Raw genomic sequence first — 20,738 nt, 5'->3', positions numbered from 1 at the left:
GCCGCCTAGCAGGGGCCGCGGGCCCGCACCAGCGGGAGAGGTCCCGGGGCCATCGGCGTACCGTGGCCGCATGAGCGAAACCCCCTCCGACTCGGCGCGCCCCCTCGCGCTCGTCACCGGCGCGACCGGCTACATCGGCGGCCGGCTGACGCCGCGCCTCCTCGAGGCGGGCTTCCGGGTGCGCGTCCTGGTGCGCGACCCGCGCAAGCTGGTCGACGTGCCGTGGGCGGAGGAGGTCGAGGTCGCCCAGGGCGATCTCGGCGATCCGGAGTCGCTGGAGGCCGCGGTCGAGGGCGTCGACGTCCTCTACTACCTCGTCCACTCGATGGGCTCGGGCAACGACCACGCCCACTTCGAGGAGGTCGAGAGCCGCGCCGCGCAGAACGTCGCCACGGCAGCGAGGTCGGCCGGCGTCGGCCGCATCGTCTACCTCGGCGGCCTGCACCCCGAGGGCCAGGAGCTCTCGAAGCACCTCCGCTCGCGCGCTGAGGTGGGCCGGATCCTGATGGAGTCGGGAGTGCCGACGATCGCCCTGCAGGCGGGCGTGATCATCGGCTCCGGGTCGACCTCGTTCGAGATGGTGCGCCACCTCACCGACGTGCTGCCGTACATGCCCGCGCCGCAGTGGGTGCGCAACTTCATCCAGCCGATCGCCGTGCGCGACGTGCTGCACTACCTGATCGGCTCCGCGTCGCTCGAGGACGCCACGCTCAACCGCACCTTCGACATCGGCGGGCCCGACGTGCTCCGCTACGGCCAGATGATGAACGGCTACGCGGTCGAGGCCGGGCTCCCGCAGCGGCCGATCGCGTCCCTGCCGGTGTTCACCCCGTGGCTGGCCTCGCAGTGGGTCAACCTGGTCACGCCGATCCCGCGCTCGCTCGCGGTGCCCATCATCGCCTCGCTGCAGTACGACTGCGTCGTGCACGAGCAGGACATCCGCGCGCTCATCCCCGACCCCGAGGGCGGGCTGACCTCCTACCGCCGCGCCGTCCGGCTCGCGCTGGGAAAGATGCAGGCGGGCGAGATCGAGACGAGCTGGCAGAACGCGGAGGTCGTCGGCGCTCCCAGCGATCCGCTGCCGAGCGACCCGGAGTGGGCCGGCCACACGGTCTACGTGGACCTCAAGGAGCGCCGCACCCAGGCCGACCCGGCCAAGCTCTGGCGCGTCATCGAGGGCATCGGCGGCACCAACGGCTGGTACTCCTTCCCGCTCGCATGGGTGATCCGCGGCTGGATGGACCGCCTCGTCGGGGGAGTGGGCCTGCAGCGCGGGCGCCGCGACTCCGCGCGCCTGCACGCCGGCGACGCCCTCGACTTCTGGCGCGTCGAGGAGATCGAGCGGCCGAAGCTCCTGCGCCTGCGCGCCGAGATGAAGGTGCCCGGCGGGGCCTGGCTCGAGATGCGCGCCGAGCCCTCCGGAGACGGCGGCTCGGTCTACACGCAGCGCGCGGTCTTCTTCCCGCAGGGCCTCGCGGGCAGGCTCTACTGGTTCGCGATCCTGCCCTTCCACGGCATCATCTTCAACGGCATGGCCAACCGCATCACGGCCACCGCGGCCGACCTGCCGGACTCCGGCGACGAGCGCTCCCCTGGCGGGCGCCGGGTGCAGCGGTGACAATGGAGGGGTCCGGCGGCGGCGAGGCCGCCCGGGACGCCGACGAGAGGAGCACGATGAGCGAACGGTCGAGTACGGACGCGGGGCGCGGACTCCAGCTGGGGAAGGTCCTCTTCATCGGGGACAGCATCATCCAGGCGGGAGCCTGGGGCGAGTGGCTGACGGAGTCGACGGTCGTCGACGAGGGAGTCGGAGGGGCCACCACGGCGGACGTCGTCGCGCGGCTCGCCGAGCTGGTCGCGCAGGAGCCGGACACGGTGGTGCTGCTGATCGGCACCAACGACCTCGCCTGGCACCGCACGACGGAGCACGTCGTGCGCAACATCGAGACGATCGTCGCGACGTTCCGGCGCGACCTCCCGGACGTGCGCATCCTGGTGACCTCGGTCCTGCCGCGCGGACACGAGTTCGCGCCGCAGATCCGCGAGATCAACCGCCACCTGTGGCAGTTCGCGCCCACGGCGCACGCGGGCTACCTCGACCTGTGGCCGGTGCTCGCGGGCGAGGACGGCGGACTGCTCGAGCAGTACTCGCCGGACGGCCTGCACCTCAACGAGGACGGCTACCGCGCGTGGCGCGAGGCACTGGGCCCGGCGCTCGAGGCGGTCGTGCGGATGCCTCCGCGGACCCGCCCGATCACGCTGCCCTACGACGAGTTCGCGCGGCCGAAGACGGCCTAGCGCAGCACAGTGGAGGGGGAGTCGACCGCAGGGTCGGCTCCCCCTCCGTCATTCCGCGGCCAGGGCGGCCTCGAAGGCCGCGAGGGCGTCCGCGGAGAAGAGGACGAACCGGACCTCGTCGAGTGCGCCGTCCGCGGTCGCCTCGCGGACCGTCTCCACCGCGATGCGCGCCGCGTCGTCCATCGGCCAGCCGTAGACGCCTGCCGAGACGGCCGGGAAGGCGAGCGTCCGCGCGCCGAGGCCGACAGCGGTGCGCACCGACTCGCGGTAGGCCGAGGCGAGGACGGCGCTGCGGTCCTCCGACCACGAGTGGACGGGACCGACGGTGTGCACGACCCAGCGGGCGGGGAGGCGGCCGGCGGTCGTGGCGACCGCGGAGCCGGCGGGCAGGCCGTCCGGCAGCTCGGCCCTGCGGAGCCGGCGGCACTCGGCGAGGATCTCCGGCCCGCCCGCGCGGTGGATCGCGCCGTCGACGCCGCCGCCGCCGAGGAGCGACGAGTTCGCCGCGTTCACGATCGCGTCGACGTGCTCGCGGGTGAGGTCGCCGCGCACGGCTCTCAGGGTGGTCACGACTCCTCCTCCAGGCTTCGTCCGAGGGCAGCGATCGCCGCAGGTCCCACGCGGCAGCAGCCGCCGATCAGATCCGCTCCCGCCGCGCGCCAGGAGGCGACCAGCGCGGGGTCGAAGGCCGCGTCGCCTGCCCAGCGACGCTCGACGGCGTCCCACTCCTCGCCGCTGTTCGGGTACACGACGACCAGCTTGCCGGTGACGGAGCGGGCGATGCGGACCGCCTCGGCGACGTCGCCGGGCGGGCAGCAGTTCACTCCCACGCCGACGACCTCCTCGGAGGCGGCGGCGACGGCGAGCGCCTCGGCCAGGGGCTCGCCGGACGCGGTGCGGCCCGAACGGCCGCTCACGCAGATCCAGGCGGGGACCGAGGAGCCCGCGAGGGCCTTCACGACGGCCCGCACCTCCCGCACCGACGGGATGGTCTCGACAGCGAGCAGGTCGGGCCCGGCCGCGGCCAGGGTCTCCAGGCGCGGGCGGTGCCAGGCGGCGAGCTCGCCGACGGTGAGGCCGTCGTCGCCGCGGTACTCGGAGCCGTCGCCGAGGCTCGCGCCGTAAGGGCCGACGGAGGCGGCGACCCAGCCGCTCTGCGCGCGCCGGGCCAGGTCGACGCTCTCCTGGAGGGCGCGCTCCGCGAGGCCCGGGGCCAGGCCCGCGGCCGCGAATCCGCTCGCGGACACCTGGTAGCTCGCGGTCACCGCGATCCGGGCGCCCGCCTCGGCGAAGGCGCGGTGCGCGGCGACGACCCGGCCGGGCTCCTCCAGCAGGACCCGGGCGCTCCAGAGCGAGGAGTCCACCGCGGCGCCCTGCGCCTCCAGCTCCGTGCCCAGGCCCCCGTCGAGCAGCAGCGGGCGCACCCGCGCCGCGGCGACGAGGCCTGCGGTCACGAGCGGTTGTTGGAGAGCTCGAAGATCTTCACGAGCTCGGCGATCGCCGCCTCGCGGGCGTCTCCGCCCTCCTCGAACATCGCGGTGATGTGCGTGCGGAGGTGGTTCTCGACGATGAGCTTGTTGAGCGAGCCGAGCGACTTCTGGATCGCGAGGGACTGCGTGACGATGTCGACGCAGTAGTCCTCGTTCTCGATCATCCGCTCGAGGCCGCGCATCTGGCCGCCCAGGATCCGGGCACGGTGCAGCGAGCGCTTCTTGAGGTCCTCGATCACTCCTCCAGCCTACGCGCCGCAGGCGGTACCCGGGCGGGGTATGCGCGCCTACGATCGAGGGGTGAGCACCCGCAAGCCGTCCCGCGCGACCGCCGCCCGCTACCCCTCGCGCGACCGCGCCCGCATGGCGCTCGCGCCCGGGATCCTCGGCGCGATCGTGCTGCTGGCAGGGCTCGCCCTCGTCGGCTCCGACGCCTACGACTTCATCCGCTACCCGGTCGCGATCCTCGCGGCGGTCATCGGCTGGTTCGCGATCCAGGCGCGCGCACTCCTCTGGCTGATCGGGCTCGTCCCGGTGCTCGTGCTGTGGAACCCGGTGCTGCCGTTCGCCTTCCCGGACGCGATCTGGTCCTCGCTGAGCCTCGCCGCGGTCGGCGTCTTCGTGGCGGCGGGCCTCGTCATCCGCGTCCCGACCCCGGAATGACGACGAGCGCGACCGTCCGCGCGGCGGAGCGCCGACCGGACCGCCCCGAGGAGTAGACTGGAGGCGCACCCGCACGCCGGGGATGCTGCGACCGGGTCCCAGACCCGTTGCTCGGAGCTCCCGACGGCCACCGGATGCACCGACGCCCGACGCCTCTCCGGAGGCGATCCGGCGGATGCACGGCGACGGCAGCGCGCGGGAACCCCTCCTCCGCCCCCGTCACACATCGAGGAGGAGCATGGCTCGCAGCGGCCAGCGTCAGTCCGGTCAGACGCGACGAGCGTCGAACGCCGCCGGGAGCCGACCCCGATCGCGCTCGCGCGGCGTGGACAACGCGGGGATCATCCCGATCCTCGCCCGCCGCGTCCGCGAGGTGGAGGCGAAGGCCCAGACCGGCAAGGTCGGACCGACCAACCGGACGAAGTTCCTGGTGATCGCCCTCCTGATGCGCGAGGAGCGCAAGCGGGTCAAGGTCGATCCCTCGCTCAGCGACGCGCAGCGCGCCGAGGAGATGAAGCGCCTCGACGGCATCGCCACGATCCTGGCCAAGACGGCCGCCCGCGACACCAGCCTGATCGCGCTGCTCGAATCGGAGGCCGGCGTCACGGCGGCCGCGCAGAAGCTCCGCCGCGACTGGCTGCTCGAGGCGGGCGCGGAGCTCAGCCCCGACGAGCTGCTCATCGTGACCGAGCCGGAGCCCAAGCCCGAGGTGCCGGTCAACCAGGTCGTGCCGCAGTCGGTGCGCGCCCGGCAGCTGGCGAACCCCTTCCTCCCGCCGGACTTCTCGATCGCCGAGGCCTCGGCCCCGGCGCCGCGCCGCCGGCTCGACGACTGGGAGCTGCTCGGGCCGCTCTTCAAGGCGTTCGAGTACGGAGCGGGCGGACGGGCCGCGAGCATGGAGCTCCCGGAGCCGCCGAAGCTCGACCGGGTCTCGCCGCGCGGCCGCGAGCTGATGCCGCACCAGGCGCGCTTCATCGAGAGCGCCCGCGAGGGGCACCGCCGCTTCCTGCTCGCCGACGAGCCGGGCCTGGGCAAGACCGCGCAGAGCCTCCTCGCCGCCTCGGTGGTCGGGGCGTACCCGCTGCTCGCGGTGGTGCCGAACGTGGTCAAGATGAACTGGGCGCGCGAGGTCGAGCACTGGACCCCGCAGCGGCGCGCCACGGTCATCCACGGAGACGGCGGCACGCTCGACGCGTTCGCCGACGTGGTCATCGTCAACTACGACATCCTCGACCGGCACATCGGCTGGCTCGGGAGCCTGGGCTTCCGCGGCATGGTCGTCGACGAGGCGCACTTCATCAAGAACCTCCGCTCGCAGCGCTCGCAGAGCGTGCTCGCGCTGGCGTCGAGGATCCGTGAGACCACTCCGGGGCACGATCCGCTGATGATCGCGCTGACCGGCACCCCGCTGATCAACGACGTCGACGACTTCCGCGCCATCTGGCGCTTCCTCGGCTGGATCGACGAGACCAAGCCGGGACCGGAGCTGATGGGCCGCCTCGAGGAGACCGGCCTCACCCCCGCCGACACGGGCTTCTACCCGGAGGCGCGCGAGGCCGTGATCGACCTCGGCATCGTCCGGCGCAAGAAGATCGACGTCGCCGCCGACCTGCCGTCGAAGCGGACCGTCGATCTGCCCGTCGAGCTGGACGACGACCTCGGCCGCTCCATCCAGAAGGCCGAGCGCGAGCTCGGCGCCCGCATGCTGCAGCGCTTCAGGGCGGTCACCTCCTCGATCACGCACGAGCTCGACGACGACGAGCGCGAGCGGTTCATCCGCATCGTGGCGCAGAGCGAGCTCGAGGAGTCGAAGTCGGCCAAGACCGGCGAGAACGTCTTCACCATGGTGCGCCGGATCGGCCAGGCCAAGGCGGCGCTGGCCGCCGACTACGCCTCGCAGCTGGCCCGCTCGGTGGGCAAGGTCGTCTTCTTCGCGAAGCACATCGACGTGATGGACCAGGCGGAGGACACCTTCGAGAAGCGCGAGCTGACGTCCGTCTCCATCCGCGGCGACCAGACCGCGGCGTTCCGCCAGACGCAGATCGACGCCTTCAACGAGGACCCGGACGTCTCTGTCGCCGTCTGCTCGCTCACCGCGGCGGGAGTCGGCGTGAACCTGCAGGCGTCCTCCAACGTGGTGCTCGCCGAGCTGTCGTGGACCTCGGCCGAGCAGACGCAGGCGATCGACCGCGTGCACCGCATCGGCCAGGAGGAGCCGGTGACGGCGTGGAGGATCATCGCGGCGCACACGATCGACGCGAAGATCGCGGAGCTCATCGACGCCAAGGCCGGTCTCGCCGCCCGGGCGCTCGACGGCGCGGACGCCGAGACGGCCTCGGCCGACACGGTGCAGCTGGACGCCCTCATGCACGTCCTGCGCGAGGCGATCGGCTGAGCGCACCCGGCCGGGCCGGCTGAGAGCTCAGCCGGTCCGGGCGAGCGGTGCGGCGAAGAAGTCCTTCTCGAACGAACTCGACCGCAGGAACGCGTCCCTCATCGCGGCGCGCTCCCTCGGTGAGGCGTCGCGGGCGGCCTGCTCCGTGAACTCGATCGCCCGCTCGGTGGCCGTCGCGAAGACCGGGTCGCCGTAGGTGAGCAGCCAGTCCGCGTAGGGGTGCTCGGGGTGCCCGGAGGCGGCGAGGCGCGACCCGACGTCGGCGTAGAGCCAGAAGCAGGGGAGCAGGGCGGCGACGATCTCGCCGTAGCCGCCGCCCGCGGCGACCGCGAGCAGGTGGTCGGTGTAGCCGCGGGTCGCGGGCGCGGGAGCCGCGTCCCTGGTCCCGAGCCGGTCGCGGTGCAGCTGCGCCTCCGCCGCGAGGGCGGACGCCGAGCCCTCGGCCCAGAAGACCTGCTCGGCGGTGGTCGGCGCGCGCTGCGCCGCCACGGCCAGGACGCGGGCGTACTCGGTGAGGTAGAGAGCGTCCTGCTCGAGGTACCACTCGAAGTCCTCCCGCCCGAGGGAGCCGTCGCCGAGGGCCCGCACGAACGGGAGCGCGTCGATCTCGTCGCGGAGGGTCCGCGTCCGCTCCCAGACGTCCGCGCAGAACGCCGGAGGACGTTGCCGGTGGAAGTGGTCGATCGGGCCGTTGCCGGAGCCGACCTCGAGAGCGTCGGCGGCGCGCAGGGCGCCGGTCAGCCACTCCTTGGCCTCCGTCAGCGCCTCGACCAGGGCGTCGGAGGAGGTGTCGCGCCCGGCCAGGAGCGTCGCCATCGCGGACGAGAGCGAGCACCCGGTGCCGTGCGTGTTCGAGGTGGCGACACGCTCGCCGGGGACCTCGCGCACGAGGCCGTCGGGGGTGACGATCGCGTCCGGGGTGGCGGGGCCGTCGAGGTGGCCGCCCTTCACCAGCACGGCGGCGTCGAGGGCGCGGGCGAGCATCGCCCCCTGCGCGAGCGCGGCCGGCCAGTCGGAGGCGGTCGGCTCTCCGGCGAGCACGCCCAGCTCGGGGAGGTTCGGCGTCACCAGGTCGGCGCGGAGGAGCAGGTCGCGCACGGCGTCCTCGGCTTCGGGAGCGAGCAGCCGGTGACCGCTGGTCGCGACCATCACCGGATCCACGACCACGACGGGCGGGCGGACCTCGTCGAGCCACTCGGCGACGACTCCGGCGTACTCGGCCGTGGCGAGCATCCCGATCTTCACCGCGTCGATCGTGACGTCGTCGCTCACCGCGTCGAGCTGCTCGCGGAGGAACACGGCGGGTGGCAGGTGCACGGAGCGGACCCCGTGCGTGTTCTGCGCGACGAGCGCGGTGACGACCGCCATGCCGTAGCCGCCGAGCGCGCCGATCGACTTGAGGTCGGCCTGTACGCCGGCACCGCCGGTCGGATCGGTGCCGGCGATGCTGAGGACACGGGGGACGCGGGCGCCGGCGGTCATCGGTCCCACTCCGCTCGGATCAGGCGGGCGGCCGCCGCGGGGTCGGCGGCCGTGCAGAGCGCCGACACGACCGCGAGCCCGGCCGCACCGGCGAGGCGGAGTGGCCCCGCGTCCGCGGCTCCGACTCCGCCGATGGCGACGCAGGGCAGCGCCGCGGCCGCGGCGAGGGCGGCGAACCCGTCGACACCGAGGGGAGCGGGGTGGTCGGGCTTGGTCGCGGTGGGCCGGATGACGCCGACGCCGAGGTAGTCGACCGTCCCCGCGGGCAGGGCGCGGACGGCGGCGAGGTGCTCGGGGGTGTTCGCGGTGAGCCCGATCACCGCGTCGGGACCGAGCAGCGAGCGGGCGGCGGTGACGGGGAGGTCGGACTGCCCGAGGTGGACGCCGTGGACGCGGGCGCCCGCGAGGCGGGCGGCGAGGGCGACGTCGACGCGGTCGTCGACCAGCAGGGTCGTGCGCTCGTCGAGGACGGCGGCGACGGCCCGGGTCAGGGCGACGAGCTCGGCGGCGGAGGCGTCGTGATCGCGGATCTGCACGGTCGTGACTCCGCCTCGGACGGCGGCAGCGGCCACGGCGGGCACGCCGCGCGGGCCGCACTGGGCGGTGTCCGTGACGAGGTAGAGCGAGAGGTCGAGGCTCATGCGATCCGCGCCCCGGCCTCGGCGTCGGCCGGCTGGAGGGCAGCGAGGCCGTCGAGGAGGCCGACGGCGAAGGACCCGGGACCGCTGCTCGCGGCGGCGGCCCGCTCGGCGGCGAGGCCCCAGACCGCGGAGGCGCTGACGGCCGCGTCGAGCGGGCGGGCGCCCGCGCCGAGGAACGCCGCCATCACGGCGCCGAGCGCGCAGCCGCCGCCGGTCACGCGGGTCAGCAGCGGGTGGCCCCCCGTGACCCGGACGATCCGCTCGCCGTCGGTGACGAGGTCGACCGCTCCCGAGACGGCGACCACGCCGCCGGTGCGGCGGGCGAGGACGCGGGCGGAGTCGAGCGCCTGCTCGGCGGTGTCGACGGCGTCCACACCGCGGCCGCCCGCACCGGCTCCCGCGAGGGCGAGGATCTCGGAGGCGTTGCCGCGGATGATCGCCGGCCGCGCCTCGAGCAGGTCCACCGCCAGAGCGGTGCGGACGGGCAGAGGGCCGACGGCGACCGGATCGAGCACCCAGGGGGTGCCGGCGCGTCCGGCCGCGGCGACCGCCTCGCGAGCACCCTCGCGCTGCTCCGCTCCGGGCGTGCCGAGGTTGACGAGCACCGCGGAGGCGAGGCCCGCGAAGACGCCCGCCTCGCCGGGCAGGTCGCACATCGCCGGGCTGGCGCCGAGGGCCAGAAGGCTGTTGGCGGTGAAGCCGGTGACGACCGCGTTCGTGATGCACTGCACCAGGGGTCCGGCGGCGCGGAGCTCGGCGAGATCGCGACCCACGGAGGCCGGGTCGGGCGCCGTGTCGGCGGGGAGGATCGGGTGGACAGGCGTGCGAATGCTCATTCGCGACATCCCTTCGCTAGTACGAACTAGATCAGGTTCAACGGGTCTTCTCTCAGCCCTGGCGGGCACCCCGTGTCACTGCGCACGACCCTAGCAGCGGGCGCGGGCGCGCTCGCTGCTGCAGTGCGAGAGGAGGGAGCGGGCCGTCGTCGCCCCTTCGCCCGGGAGCGGCCGCTCAGCCGGTGAGGATCGTCGAGTCGCCGCGCGGCCCCACCGCGACGCGGAGGCCGATCGGCAGCCGCTCGCGCATCGCGTCGACGTGGCTGATCAGGCCGATCGTCCGACCGCCCGACCGCAGCTCGTCGAGCGTGCTGAGCGCCGTCTCGAGCGTCTCGGCATCGAGCGAGCCGAAGCCCTCGTCGATGAACATGGTCTCGAGCGAGATGCCGCCGGACTGCGCCGTCACCACGTCGGCGAGGCCGAGGGCGAGGGCGAGCGAGGCGAGGAACGTCTCGCCGCCGGAGAGCGAGGCGGGCTGCCGGCGGACGCCGGTGAAGGCGTCGAGCACGTCGATCCCGAGGCCGGAGGCGGCGCCGCGGTAGGCGAGCGAGTCGTCGTGGGCGAGGGCGTAGCGGCCGCTGGTCATCGCGTCGAGGCGGAGGTTCGCCGCGGTCACGATCTCCTCCAGGCGTCCGGCGAGGGCGAAGGCCTCGAGGTCCATCCGGCGCGTGTTCTGCCCCCGGCCGGAGACGGTCTCGGCCAGCGCGCGCAGCTCCTCGTGGCGGCGGAGGCGCTCACCCAGCACCGCGAGGCGGCCCGCGGCCGTCGCGGTGAGCTCGGCCAGGCGCTCCGAGCGGTGCTCGAGCACGGAGAGGCCGGCTCGCGCCTCGTCGCGACGGGCGGAGGCTTCGCGCGAGCGCCCCTCGGCGTCGGCGAGGTCGACGGCCGTGCCCGGCAGTCCGCGGAGCTCCGGGTCGGCGAGCACCGCCTCCGTCGCGCTCCGCCGTCGCTCGTGCTCGGCGACGACGGCCTCGGCCCGCGCCCGGTCCCCGCTGGCCAGCGCGGCCGACTCGGCCTCCTCGGCGGTCGTGAAGCCGCGCTCGGCGAGGACCTCGGCGAGCTCCTCCCGGGCGGCGGCGGCGGCCTCGGACCGCGAGACGGCCGCCTCCTCGGCCTCGACCAGGGCGACGGCACGACGGCGCTGGGCGTTCAGCTGCTCGACGCGCGAGGCGACGCTCGTCGCGCCGTCGCGGAAGGCCTCCACGCGTTCCCGCAGCAGCCGCAGCGCTTCAGCGGCGAGGGCGGACTCGTCGGCGCGGGCGCGGTGCTCCTCGCGAGCGGCGTCCCGCCCGGTCGTGAGAGCGTCGATCCGGGTGCGCAGCCGGATGCGCTCGCGCCGCAGCTCCTCCATGCGGGCGGCGGCGCGGCGCGCCGAGGCGAGCCGCTCCTCGTGCGCCGGGCGGAGCGACTCCGGATCCGCGTCCTCGCCCACACGCTCCTCGAGCGCCGCGAGAGCCCGAGCCGCGGCTCCCTCGCGCTCGCGGGCGCTGTCGAGGGCGGCGGCGGCGCGCTCCACCGCGATGCGGGCCCGGTCGAGGTCGTCGGTGCCGACGGTCGTCGGGCCGTCGTGCTCGGCCGGGCGGGGGTGCTCCCACGAGCCGCAGACGGGGCAGGGCTCGCCCGGCTCCAGCCGCTCGGCGAGCTCCCCGGCGAACCCGGCGAACCGGCGCGCGATCAGGGCGGCCTGCTCCGCGGCGCGCTCGCCGTGGACGCGCGCCGCGTCGGCGTAGGCCGTGCGGAGCCGCTGCAGGCCCGCCGCAGTGAGATCGCGCTCGAGGGCCGCGGCGATCCTCCGCTCGAGCGCGGCGAGCTCGTCGACGCGCGCGGGGACGGCGGCGGCCTCCCCGGCCAGGGACTCCTCCTCGGCGGCGAGCGCGTCGACGCGGGCGGGCAGCTCGCGCAGCTCCGCCTCGATCCCCGCGAGCGCGGTCGCCGCCGCCTGCTCGGCGCGTGCGGACCGCTCGGCGACGCGCTCCGCGTCGGGGAGCCGGCGCTCCTCTGCCAGCGCCTCTGCGAGGGCGCCGAGGACAGCGGCGAGCCGTTCGACCGTCTCGGCGGCCGGGCCCCCGGACGCGTCCCCGTAGGCGTCGGCGGCGAGGTCGCGCTGCTGCCGGGCGGCCCGCTCCTTCTCGGCGGCTGCCCGGGCGGAGCGGAGCAGCGGCAGCACGCCGTCGGCCCGGCGCGCGCGCTCGATCGCGGCCCGCTGCTGCTCGACGTGCGCCTCGGCGACCACGAGCTCCTCCGCCTCGATGAGGGCGCGCCGGCGCCGCTCCTGGCCCCGGGCGGTGCGCCGGGCCTCGTCGAGAGCGGCGCCCGCGGCCTCGTGCGCCGCGTCGGCCGCGGCGGAGCCGGCCCGGGCCGCCTCGAGCGGAGCGGCGAGCCGCGCCGGCAGCCCGGCGAACCAGGCGGCGTCCGGCAGAGGCGGCTCGGTTCCGTCATCGAGGAGCCGGACGGCCTCGTCCGCGAGCGCCGTCACGGCCGCGCGCTCCTCCTCGAGCCCGACGGCGCTCGCGTCGCGCTGCTCGAGCAGGCGGCGGCGGAGCAGATCGAAGCGCTCGGTCGCGAAGAGCGTGCGCAGGAGCCGCTGCCGGTCGTCGTTCTTCGCGAGCAGGAACTCGTGGAAGCGGTTCTGCGCCAGCAGGATCACCTGGAGGAACTGGTCCTTCGTCAGGCCGACGATCCGGCCGATGTCGGCGCCCACCTCCTTCGCGCTCGACGAGAGCCCGACCCAGGTGCCGTCGACCTGCTCCAGCAGCTCGACCTTCGCAGGCTGGGTCGTGGTGCCGGTGCCGCGCCGCTTCGGCCGCTCGTACTCGGGCGAGCGCCGGACGCGGTAGACGCGCCCCGCCGCCTCGAAGTCGAGCTCGGCGAAGGTCTCGTCCTCGGGGCCGCTGTGGTCGCTCCGGAGGCGCGAGGCGGTGCCGTCGAAGCGGGGGACCGAGCCGTAGAGCGCGAACGCGATCGCGTCGAGGATCGTCGACTTGCCCGCTCCGGTGCGCCCGGCGATGAGGTACACGCCCACGTCCTCGAGCCGGTCGAAGTCGACGCACTGCTCGGCGCGGAACGGTCCGAGCCCGGCGAAGGCGAGCCGGCGGATCCTCACCGCAGAGCCTCGGCCTCGACGGCAGCGAGCGCGTCGAGGGTGAGGGCGCGCTCGGTGTCCGTGGCGCCGTGGCCGCCGCGGACGTGGGCGAGGAAGTCGTCGACGACCTCGACGTCGCTCCGCCCGCGGATCCGCTCGGCGTACGCGCGCGGCTCGGCCGCGGCGTGCGGGGGCCGGTGCTCGAGCGTCGCGCAGCCGGGGAAGCGCGACTGCAGGCGCGCCATCGCGTCGAGCGGGCGCACGGGATCGGTGAGCACCGCCGAGACCCAGTCGCCCTCCACCTCGGCCAGGGAGGGATCGCGCAGCAGCTGCTGGAGCTCGCCCTCGATCACGCTGAGCCTCCTCGGCACGGGGAGCGGCGACCACTCGACGCCCTCGAGCCCCTCGGGCCCGATCGTCACCAGCCAGGCGCCGCGCGGCTTCGACGCCTCGCCGAACGAGTAGTGCAGCGGCGCTCCGGAGTAGCGCACTCCCGGCAGCAGCTCGGCGCGTCCGTGGATGTGCCCGAGCGCCGCGTAGTCGGCCGCGGCGAAGTGCTCGACCGAGACGTAGTCGAGCCCGCCCGCCGTGATGTCGCGCTCGAGGACCGCGGCCGGGGCTCCGACCGCGAAGCAGTGCGCGAGTACGACCCAGGGACGGCCCGCCGCCTCGGCGGCGGCGCGCACCCGCGCCATCGCGAAGGCGAGCACGTCCTCGTGGCGGCGCAGCTGCTGCTCCGGGTGCCGGTGGCGGTAGAGGGCGGGCTCGAGGAAGGGGATGCCGTGGACGCCGACCTCGAGCCCGGACGCGTCGCGCAGCACGACCGGCTCGGCGTACGCCTCGGGGTCGGTGAGGACGTGGACGCCCGCTCCGCGCAGGAGCCCGGCCTGGAAGCCGAGCCGGGCGGGGGAGTCGTGGTTGCCGCTGGTGAGGACGACCTCGGCGCCGGCCGCGCGGATCGCCTCGAGCGTGCGGGTGAGGAGGGTGTAGTGCTCTGCGGCGGGCACGGCGGAGTCGAAGACGTCGCCGGCGATCAGCACCGCGTCCACGCGCTCGGCCCGCACCGTCTCGACCAGGGCCTCGAGCACGGTCGCGAGCGCCGCCGTCGTGGAGTGCCCGTGGAAGGTGCGGCCGATGTGCCAGTCCGAGGTGTGCAGCAGCTTCACGGTCGTCCTTCCTCTGCGTCGTCCGGGGGAGCGACTCCAGGCTAGTGAGGCCCTCCGACACCGGCGGCGCAACGGACACCTCCCGTTCACCGGGAGGTGCACAATAGGGCGTCGGTCGAGCAGAGGAGATGGTCGTGAAGCTGCCCCGCGTCCCCGCGACGATCCTGGGTCTGGGCTCGCGCACCCGCGCCGCCGCCGAGGACACCGCTCCCATCCAGCGTCTGCGCCCGGACGACGAGCCGGCCCGCACCAGCACGGTCGACAACGCGATCTACCAGGACGGCCGCCGGGTCGTCTCTCCCGGCAGCATCCCGGAGGCGCTCGCCGCCCTGCAGAAGCTGCCCGACGCGATGGCGTGGATCGGGCTGTACCGGCCGAACGCGGCCGAGCTCGCCGCGCTCGAGGACGAGTTCTCGATGCACCCGCTCGCCCTCGAGGACGCGATCAGCGCGCACCAGAGGCCCAAGCTCGAGCGGTACGGCAGCGACATGTTCGTGGTGCTGCGCGCCGCCAGCTACTCCGACCAGCGCGAGGAGGTCGATTTCGGCGAGCTCCACCTGTTCGTGGGGTCGAACTTCGTCGTCACGGTCCGCCACTCCGAGAAGCCCGACCTCTCGCTGGTGCGGCGGCGGATGGAGGCCGATCCGGAGCTGCTGCGCGTCGGCCCGGTCGCCGTGCTGTACGCGATCCTCGACGCCGTCGTGGATCAGTACTCGCCCGTCGTCGCCGGTCTCGAGAACGACATCGACGAGATCGAGGCGCAGGTCTTCGAGGGCGACCCGGCGGTGTCCCGCCGCATCTACGAGCTCAGCCAGGAGGTGCTGGACTTCCAGCGTGCGGTCGCTCCGCTGACCGGCATGCTCGGGCGGCTCGTCACCGACTTCGAGGTGTTCCAGTCGGATGTGGAGCTGCGCCGCTACATCCGCGACGTCGCCGACCACGTCGCGCTCGTCACCGAGCGGGTCGACGGCTTCCGCACCACGCTGCGGGAGATCCTGGCGGTGAACGCGACCCTCGTCGCCCAGCGCCAGAACGAGGACATGAAGAAGCTCGCGGAGGTGGGCAACCAGCAGAACGACGAGGTCAAGCGGATCTCCGCCTGGGCGGCCATCTTCTTCGCGCCGACCATGATCTCGAGCATCTACGGCATGAACTTCGACGTGATGCCCGAGCTGCACGTGGCATGGGGGTACCCGGCGGCGCTCGCGGCGATGCTCGCCTCGAGCGTGGTGCTGCACCGGCTCTTCAAGCGGTGGGGCTGGCTCTGAGCCCGCGTCCCGCGACGTGTCAACACCGTGACGGTGCCGGAGGCTCCGCGTAGCGTCGCTCGCGGGCCGTCCGGCCCCTGAACGGAGGGACTCCCGATGACTCCGGAGGACACGACCACGACGGCCCCGCGGCCCCGCTCCCTCTGGCGGGCGGGCGCGGCTCCGATCCCCTCCGACGAGTTCGTGCCGGGCGCGCACTACGACGACGTCGTGGTCGGCGCCGGACTTACCGGGCTGGTCACCGCGCTCCTCCTGCAGCGGACCGGTCGGCGCGTGCTGGTGCTGGAGGCGCGGGAGGTCGGCGCGGTCACGACCGGGAACACGACGGCGAAGCTCAGCCTCCTGCAGGGAGCGCACCTCTCCCGGATCGCGGAGCGCAACATCCCCGCGGTGACCGAGGCCTACGTCGCGGCGAACCTCGCGGGCTTCCGCTGGCTGCTCGACTACTGCGAGGGCGCGGGCGTGCCGGTGCAGAGGCGCACCGCCTACAGCTACGCGCAGACGCCCGAGGGCGTGGACGCCGTCCTGAAGGAGCACGCGACCGCGCGCCGCTTCGGCCTCGCGACCCGCCTCGTCGGCGAGCTCGACGTGCCCTTCCCCAGCACGGCGGCCGTGGCCCTCGACGACCAGGCCCAGTTCGACCCGATGGACGTCCTCACGGCGCTCGCCGCCGACTTCCGCGCCGCCGGGGGCACCCTGGTGCAGGGCGTCCGGGCCCTCGGTATGCGAGCGACCGCTCCCGTCCGGGTCCGCACCAGCGCGGGCCCGGTGACCGGGGACCGGGCCTACCTGCTCACGGGGGCGCCGATCCTCGACCGCGGCCTGTACTTCGCCAAGATCGCCGCGCTGCGCTCGTACGCGGTCGCGTTCCGCACCGACGCGCCGATCCCCGACGGCATGTACCTCTCGGTCGACGAGCCGTCCCGCTCGGTGCGCGACGCCGAGCGCGACGGCGAGCGGCTCCTCCTGATCGGCGGCAACGGCCACCCCGTGGGGCGCAGGCCCGTCACCTCGGAGGCGGTGGACGACCTGGTCGCCTGGACGCGGCGGTCCTTCCCGGGGGCGGAGCCGGTCGCGAAGTGGAGCGCCCAGGACTACGAGCCGTTCCACCGTGTGCCGTTCGTGGGCTGGCTGCCGCGGGGCCGCGGACGGATCTTCCTGGCGACCGGCTACGACAAGTGGGGGATGACCAACGCGGTGCAGGCCGCGCTGACGCTCGTCGCCGACCTCGAGGGCGGGACGCCGGCCTGGGCGAGGACGCTGCACCGCCGGCCCACGCTGCCGCGGGTGATGGCGGAGGGGCTCGGCGCCGGGCTGGCGGTGGGCGCCTGGTACGCCCGCGGGTGGTCGGCAGCGCTCCGCGCGCCCCGCTCGGCCGGGGTGGTGCCGGCGGAGGGCCAGGGCTCGCTCGCCCGCGACGGCCTGCAGCCCGTCGCGGTCTCCACCGTGGAGGGGCGGCGCTGCGCGGTGTCGGCGGTGTGCCCGCACCTGGGCGGGATCGTCACCTGGAACGACTCGGAGCGCAGCTGGGACTGCCCGCTGCACGGCTCCCGCTTCGCAGCCGACGGGACGGTGCTGGAGGGGCCGGCGGTCGAGCCGCTCGCCCCGCTGGGCTAGGACGGCCGCCGGCTCAGCGGAGCCGACGGCCGAGGCAGGCCCCGCGGAGCAGGCGGCTCAGTCCTCGTCCGCTCCGGGCTCCGCGATCTCGTCGCCGTCCGCGCCCGAGGCGTCGCCGGTCGTGTGCAGATCGGTGTCGCCCGGGATGCTGAAGTCGCTCAGCGGGTCCAGGGGCTTCTTGTCGTCGGTGTCGTCGCTCATGCCTGCCACCCTACGAGCGCCCGGCGAGGCGCTGCACCGCGGCGACCGGGATCGACAGCCACTCCGGCCGGTTGCGCGCCTCGTAGATCGCCTCGTAGACGGCCTTGTCGAGTTCGAACGCGTCGAGCACCGCCCGGTGCGCGGTGACCGCGTCGCCCGCCCGCTCGGTGTAGCCCTCGAGGAACGCGGCCCGGCTCGCCGCCGCCCAGGCCGCCCTCGAGGCGCCCGGCTCGGCCTGCTCGTGCGCACCCGCCGCGTAGTCGAAGGAGCGCAGCATCCCCGCCACGTCGCGAAGGGCCACGTCGGGAAGACGGCGCTCGTGCATGGGCCGCAGCGGCTCGCCCTCGAAGTCGAGGAGCACCCAGCCGCGACCGGGCACGGACAGGACCTGCCCGAGGTGGTAGTCGCCGTGGATGCGCTGGAGCCTCGGCCACGGCGCGGTCTCGGCGGCGCGGAACACGGCCTCGATCGCCTCCGAGTCCTCGGCGATCACGGGGACCTCGGCCGAGGCGATGCGCAGGCGACGGCGCATGGCCGCGACCATCCGGTCGACGACCTCGGACGTGGTGTCCTCGGTCGGCATGACCTCCGCCAGCGTCGCGTGCACCTCGGCGGTGGCGCGGCCCAGCTCGCGGGCGGGTCCGGTGAAGTCGGAGTCGGCGGCGACCGCCTCGAGGGCGACGCGCCACGCGTCCTGGACCCCGGGGAGGAACTCCTGCGCGAAGGCGAGGTGCCCGAAGGCGCGGCCCGTCTCCTCGCCCTCGTCGTCCCACTCGCCGGTCACGTTGCCGATCACGGGCGGGACGAGGGCGCTCCCGGCGGCGTTGAGCGCCGACTGCACCGTCACGTCCGGGTTGTCGCCGTGGTGGAGGGCGCGGAAGACCTTGACGATCACCGGGGTCGCGTCGGATCCGTCGTCGGCGGTGGTGCGGACGATCACCGAGGTGTTCGACTGCTCGCCGCTGAGCACCTTCGAGGACGCGAACGCCCCGATCGCGGCACCCGGCTGCCGGTGGCCCTCGGCGCGGGCGCCGCCCTGGGCGCCGTCCTCGTCGGAGCGGCCGCCGTCGGCGATCATGCCGAGCAGGGCGCGGGCGAACACCGGGTCGCGCGGAGCGTCGTACACGTAGTGCGCGTCGTCGGAGTAGACGAGGGCGTCCTCGAGCCCGGGCACCGGAGCCGCGTGGACGGTCACCGGCACCTGGTACAGCACCGGGCTCGTGCCTGCCCGGTCGATGAAGAGGTGGTCCACCACCTCCGCCTCGCCGGGGTGCAGCGACCAGGCGCCGCGGACCTCCAGCTCGGGGCGCCGCCCCTTGCTCGCGTACCACCTCTGGTCCGCCACCCATGCGGCGATGCGGTCGATCGACAGGCCTGCGCTCATGGTCTTCCCTCCGTCGGCACCCCGAACCCTACTGGCCGCGGACGACGGGCGGAGGGGCTTGCGGCGGGGCGCTCAGGCCAGCTCGAGCACGTCCAGCGTCCAGGCGTACTCGAACGCGATCTCACGCCAGCGCTCGTAGCGTCCGCTCACCCCGCCGTGTCCCGCTGTCATCTCGGTGCGCAGCAGCGCGGGAGCGCCGACCTCGCGGAGCCTGGCCACCCACTTCGCCGGCTCCACGTAGAGCACCCGGGTGTCGTTGAGGCTCGTCGTCGCGAGGATCCGGGGGTACTGCACGCCCTCGCGGACGTTCTCGTAGGGCGAGTACGACTTCATGTAGGCGTAGACCTCGGCGTCGTGCAGCGGGTCGCCCCACTCGTCCCACTCGATCACCGTGAGCGGGAGCGACGGGTCGAGGATCGAGGTGAGCGCGTCGACGAACGGGACCTGCGCGAGGACGCCGGCGAACGCCTCCGGGGCGAGGTTCGCGACCGCGCCCATCAGCAGGCCGCCGGCCGACCCTCCCTGCGCGACCAGGCGGGCCGGAGAGGTGAAGCCCGCGTCGACCAGGTGCCGCGCCGCGGAGACGAAGTCGGTGAAGGTCGTCCGCTTCGCCAGCGTCTTCCCGTTCTCGTACCAGGAGCGGCCCATCTCCCCGCCGCCGCGGACGTGCGCGACGGCGAAGACGACGCCGCGGTCGAGCAGCGAGAGGCGCGCGATCGAGAAGCCAGGGTCGATGCTCGCCTCGTACGAGCCGTAGCCGTAGAGGAGGAGCGGCGCGGGGGCCGAGTCCGGATCGGCGGCGTCGCGGCGCCAGACGAGCGAGAGCGGCACCCGCGTGCCGTCCTCCGCCACGGCCCACTCCCTCCTCTGCACGTACAGCGCGGGGTCGTAGTCGCCGAGCACCGGCTGCTGCTTGAGCACCGTGCGCTCGCCCGTCGCGACGTCGAGCGCGAGCACGGTCGAGGGGGTGACGAACGAGGTGTAGGCGAGGCGGAGGGAGGGCTGCTCCCACTCCGGGTTCCCCGCCAGGCCCGCGTCGTAGAGCGGCTCGTCGAAGACGATCTCCTCGAGCCGCGCTCCGGCGCCGTCCTCGCGGAGCAGCCCGAGCCGGGTGGCTCCGTCGGCCCGGTAGGAGACGACCACGTGACCGGCGAAGGCGTCGACGCCCTCGATCCGGCGGCCCTCGCGGTGCGGTACCACCACGCGGCGCTCGCGGGCCCGGGCGTCGGCGTCCAGCGACAGGTCGGCCGGCTCCTCGACGATCTCGAAGTCGAGGGCGCCGTCGTTGTGCACGATCAGCAGGCGGTCGCGCCCGTCGACGACGGCGTGCTCGACCTCGTACTCCACGCCCTCGCGGCGCGGCCACACCGAGCGGAAGGAGCCGGTCGGGTCGGACGCGTCCAGCAGCAGGCACTCGCTCGTGATCTTGCTCCCGATCTCGATGACGAGGAAGCGGCGGCTGCGGGTGAGGCCCACGCCGATCCAGTAGCGCTCGTCGGGCTCGGCGAAGACGACCTCGTCCGGGGTCCCGGCGCCGACCTCGTGCCGCCAGATCGTGTCGGGGCGCCAGGACTCGTCGACGGTCGGGTAGAAGACGAAGCGCGCGTCGGCGCCGAAGGTCGCTCCGCCGCCGGTGCCCTCGATGACGTCCGGCAGATCCTCGCCGGTCTCGAGGTCGCGGATGCGGAGGGTGTAGCGCTCGTCGCCCTCGACGTCGGTGCCGAAGAGCAGCCGTCGGCCGTCGGCCGAGACGTCGAAGCTGCCGAGCGAGAAGAAGTCGTGCCCCTCCGCCTCCGCGTTGCCGTCCAGGACGACCTGCTCGCCCTCGAGCGGACCGCCCTCGGCGATCGACGGCGGCGTCCAGTCGTCCGGCCCGCTGATCGGCGCCCGGCAGTGCACGGCGTACTGGCGGCCCTCGTAGGAGCGCGAGAAGTACCACCAGGAGCCCTCCCGGACGGGGACCGAGAGGTCGGTCTCCTTCGTCCGCGAGCGGATCTCCTCGAACAGGCGCTCGCGCAGCGGAGCGAGAGGAGCCAGCACCGCCTCGGTGTACGCGTTCTCGGCCTCGAGGTGCGCGAGCACCTCGGGGCTCTCCTTCTCGCGCAGCCACTCGTAGTGGTCGACCACCACGTCGCCGTGGTGGCGGCGCTCGAGGGGGACGCGGCGGGCGACGGGCGGAACGGGCGCGGTCATCGCTCCAGCCTAGGGCGAGGGC

General features: G+C 74.5%; 17 protein-coding genes and 1 riboswitch. Of the genes, 6 read left to right on the top strand and 11 right to left on the bottom strand.

Annotation, left to right across the window (positions count from 1 at the left end; translation table 11 throughout):
* Nucleotides 1-70: 70 nt before the first annotated feature.
* The gene (locus C5C63_RS00360) at nucleotides 71-1,618 is read left to right on the top strand and encodes an SDR family oxidoreductase (RefSeq protein ID WP_104233790.1); all 1,548 of its coding nucleotides are present in this window, start codon (nucleotides 71-73) and stop codon (nucleotides 1,616-1,618) included.
* Nucleotides 1,619-1,674: 56 nt separating this feature from the next.
* Nucleotides 1,675-2,298, top strand: coding sequence for a GDSL-type esterase/lipase family protein (locus C5C63_RS00355; protein WP_104225671.1), 624 nt, complete (start codon nucleotides 1,675-1,677; stop codon nucleotides 2,296-2,298).
* A 48-nt stretch (nucleotides 2,299-2,346) separates the two neighbouring features.
* On the opposite strand, the gene C5C63_RS00350 is transcribed toward C5C63_RS00355, so the two are convergent.
* From C5C63_RS00350 to C5C63_RS00340, 3 genes are read right to left on the bottom strand one after another with little or no spacing between them, the layout of a single operon-like run.
* Complete coding sequence (locus C5C63_RS00350) at nucleotides 2,347-2,868, bottom strand: O-acetyl-ADP-ribose deacetylase (protein ID WP_104233789.1); 522 nt, start codon at nucleotides 2,866-2,868, stop codon at nucleotides 2,347-2,349.
* Nucleotides 2,865-3,752: a homocysteine S-methyltransferase gene (gene mmuM / locus C5C63_RS00345; RefSeq protein ID WP_104233788.1), complete on the bottom strand. Its 888-nt coding sequence runs from the start codon at nucleotides 3,750-3,752 to the stop codon at nucleotides 2,865-2,867. Before mmuM ends, C5C63_RS00350 begins: the two co-directional genes overlap by 4 nt.
* A complete protein-coding gene (locus C5C63_RS00340) occupies nucleotides 3,749-4,027 on the bottom strand; it encodes a metal-sensitive transcriptional regulator (RefSeq protein ID WP_104223062.1) in 279 nt (92 codons plus the stop codon). The genes mmuM and C5C63_RS00340 overlap by 4 nt, the downstream gene beginning before the upstream one ends.
* A 61-nt stretch (nucleotides 4,028-4,088) precedes the next feature.
* On the opposite strand from C5C63_RS00340, the gene C5C63_RS00335 reads away from it, so the two are divergent.
* Together C5C63_RS00335 and C5C63_RS00330 are read left to right on the top strand one after the other, a co-directional pair.
* Nucleotides 4,089-4,451, top strand: coding sequence for a DUF6804 family protein (locus tag C5C63_RS00335; RefSeq protein WP_244229446.1), 363 nt, complete (start codon nucleotides 4,089-4,091; stop codon nucleotides 4,449-4,451).
* Nucleotides 4,452-4,689: 238 nt separating this feature from the next.
* Nucleotides 4,690-6,846, top strand: coding sequence for a DEAD/DEAH box helicase (locus tag C5C63_RS00330; protein ID WP_104325312.1), 2,157 nt, complete (start codon nucleotides 4,690-4,692; stop codon nucleotides 6,844-6,846).
* A gap of 27 nt (nucleotides 6,847-6,873) precedes the next feature.
* On the opposite strand, the gene thiD is transcribed toward C5C63_RS00330, so the two are convergent.
* The 5 genes from thiD to C5C63_RS00305 all read right to left on the bottom strand — a co-directional run bounded on the left by thiD (nucleotide 6,874) and on the right by C5C63_RS00305 (nucleotide 14,053).
* Entirely contained in the window at nucleotides 6,874-8,328 is a 1,455-nt protein-coding gene (thiD, locus tag C5C63_RS00325) for a bifunctional hydroxymethylpyrimidine kinase/phosphomethylpyrimidine kinase (protein WP_104233787.1), read from the bottom strand.
* The gene (thiE, locus tag C5C63_RS00320; protein ID WP_104233786.1) at nucleotides 8,325-8,969 is read right to left on the bottom strand and encodes a thiamine phosphate synthase; all 645 of its coding nucleotides are present in this window, start codon (nucleotides 8,967-8,969) and stop codon (nucleotides 8,325-8,327) included. Before thiE ends, thiD begins: the two co-directional genes overlap by 4 nt.
* A complete protein-coding gene (gene thiM / locus C5C63_RS00315) occupies nucleotides 8,966-9,805 on the bottom strand; it encodes a hydroxyethylthiazole kinase (RefSeq protein WP_104233785.1) in 840 nt (279 codons plus the stop codon). Before thiM ends, thiE begins: the two co-directional genes overlap by 4 nt.
* A riboswitch (TPP riboswitch) is annotated at nucleotides 9,797-9,888 on the bottom strand. It overlaps the preceding gene by 9 nt.
* A gap of 92 nt (nucleotides 9,889-9,980) precedes the next feature.
* Nucleotides 9,981-12,908, bottom strand: coding sequence for an AAA family ATPase (locus C5C63_RS00310; RefSeq protein WP_104325311.1), 2,928 nt, complete (start codon nucleotides 12,906-12,908; stop codon nucleotides 9,981-9,983).
* A complete protein-coding gene (locus C5C63_RS00305) occupies nucleotides 12,905-14,053 on the bottom strand; it encodes an exonuclease SbcCD subunit D (protein ID WP_104325310.1) in 1,149 nt (382 codons plus the stop codon). The genes C5C63_RS00310 and C5C63_RS00305 overlap by 4 nt, the downstream gene beginning before the upstream one ends.
* 128 nt (nucleotides 14,054-14,181) lie before the next feature.
* On the opposite strand from C5C63_RS00305, the gene C5C63_RS00300 reads away from it, so the two are divergent.
* Both C5C63_RS00300 and C5C63_RS00295 read left to right on the top strand, forming a co-directional pair.
* Nucleotides 14,182-15,321, top strand: coding sequence for a magnesium and cobalt transport protein CorA (locus tag C5C63_RS00300; protein WP_104223070.1), 1,140 nt, complete (start codon nucleotides 14,182-14,184; stop codon nucleotides 15,319-15,321).
* A gap of 96 nt (nucleotides 15,322-15,417) precedes the next feature.
* A complete protein-coding gene (locus C5C63_RS00295) occupies nucleotides 15,418-16,938 on the top strand; it encodes an FAD-dependent oxidoreductase (RefSeq protein WP_104233782.1) in 1,521 nt (506 codons plus the stop codon).
* Nucleotides 16,939-16,995: 57 nt separating this feature from the next.
* On the opposite strand, the gene C5C63_RS16870 is transcribed toward C5C63_RS00295, so the two are convergent.
* The 3 genes from C5C63_RS16870 to C5C63_RS00285 all read right to left on the bottom strand — a co-directional run bounded on the left by C5C63_RS16870 (nucleotide 16,996) and on the right by C5C63_RS00285 (nucleotide 20,716).
* Nucleotides 16,996-17,139, bottom strand: coding sequence for a hypothetical protein (locus C5C63_RS16870; RefSeq protein WP_181067829.1), 144 nt, complete (start codon nucleotides 17,137-17,139; stop codon nucleotides 16,996-16,998).
* 10 nt (nucleotides 17,140-17,149) lie between these two features.
* Nucleotides 17,150-18,523, bottom strand: a complete 1,374-nt coding sequence (locus tag C5C63_RS00290; RefSeq protein ID WP_104233781.1) for a phosphotransferase — start codon at nucleotides 18,521-18,523, stop codon at nucleotides 17,150-17,152.
* Nucleotides 18,524-18,595: 72 nt separating this feature from the next.
* A complete protein-coding gene (locus tag C5C63_RS00285) occupies nucleotides 18,596-20,716 on the bottom strand; it encodes a S9 family peptidase (RefSeq protein ID WP_104325309.1) in 2,121 nt (706 codons plus the stop codon).
* Nucleotides 20,717-20,738: the final 22 nt, after the last annotated feature.

This window comes from Rathayibacter sp. AY1B8 (assembly GCF_002932775.1).
Classification (GTDB): domain Bacteria; phylum Actinomycetota; class Actinomycetes; order Actinomycetales; family Microbacteriaceae; genus Rathayibacter.
This window is presented reverse-complemented; position numbering and strand designations above follow the sequence as displayed.

Excerpts from the sequence above, each read along its gene's own strand:
- C5C63_RS00360 (WP_104233790.1), top strand. The coding sequence starts at position 71 with ATGAGCGAAACCCCCTCCGACTCGGCGCGCCCCCTCGCGCTCGTCACC.
- C5C63_RS00355 (WP_104225671.1), top strand. The coding sequence starts at position 1,675 with ATGAGCGAACGGTCGAGTACGGACGCGGGGCGCGGACTCCAGCTGGGG.
- C5C63_RS00330 (WP_104325312.1), top strand. The coding sequence starts at position 4,690 with ATGGCTCGCAGCGGCCAGCGTCAGTCCGGTCAGACGCGACGAGCGTCG.
- thiD (WP_104233787.1), bottom strand. The coding sequence starts at position 8,328 with ATGACCGCCGGCGCCCGCGTCCCCCGTGTCCTCAGCATCGCCGGCACC.
- thiE (WP_104233786.1), bottom strand. The coding sequence starts at position 8,969 with ATGAGCCTCGACCTCTCGCTCTACCTCGTCACGGACACCGCCCAGTGC.
- thiM (WP_104233785.1), bottom strand. The coding sequence starts at position 9,805 with ATGAGCATTCGCACGCCTGTCCACCCGATCCTCCCCGCCGACACGGCG.
- C5C63_RS00300 (WP_104223070.1), top strand. The coding sequence starts at position 14,182 with ATGGTCGTGAAGCTGCCCCGCGTCCCCGCGACGATCCTGGGTCTGGGC.
- C5C63_RS00295 (WP_104233782.1), top strand. The coding sequence starts at position 15,418 with ATGACTCCGGAGGACACGACCACGACGGCCCCGCGGCCCCGCTCCCTC.
- C5C63_RS16870 (WP_181067829.1), bottom strand. The coding sequence starts at position 17,139 with ATGAGCGACGACACCGACGACAAGAAGCCCCTGGACCCGCTGAGCGAC.
- C5C63_RS00290 (WP_104233781.1), bottom strand. The coding sequence starts at position 18,523 with ATGAGCGCAGGCCTGTCGATCGACCGCATCGCCGCATGGGTGGCGGAC.
- C5C63_RS00285 (WP_104325309.1), bottom strand. The coding sequence starts at position 20,716 with ATGACCGCGCCCGTTCCGCCCGTCGCCCGCCGCGTCCCCCTCGAGCGC.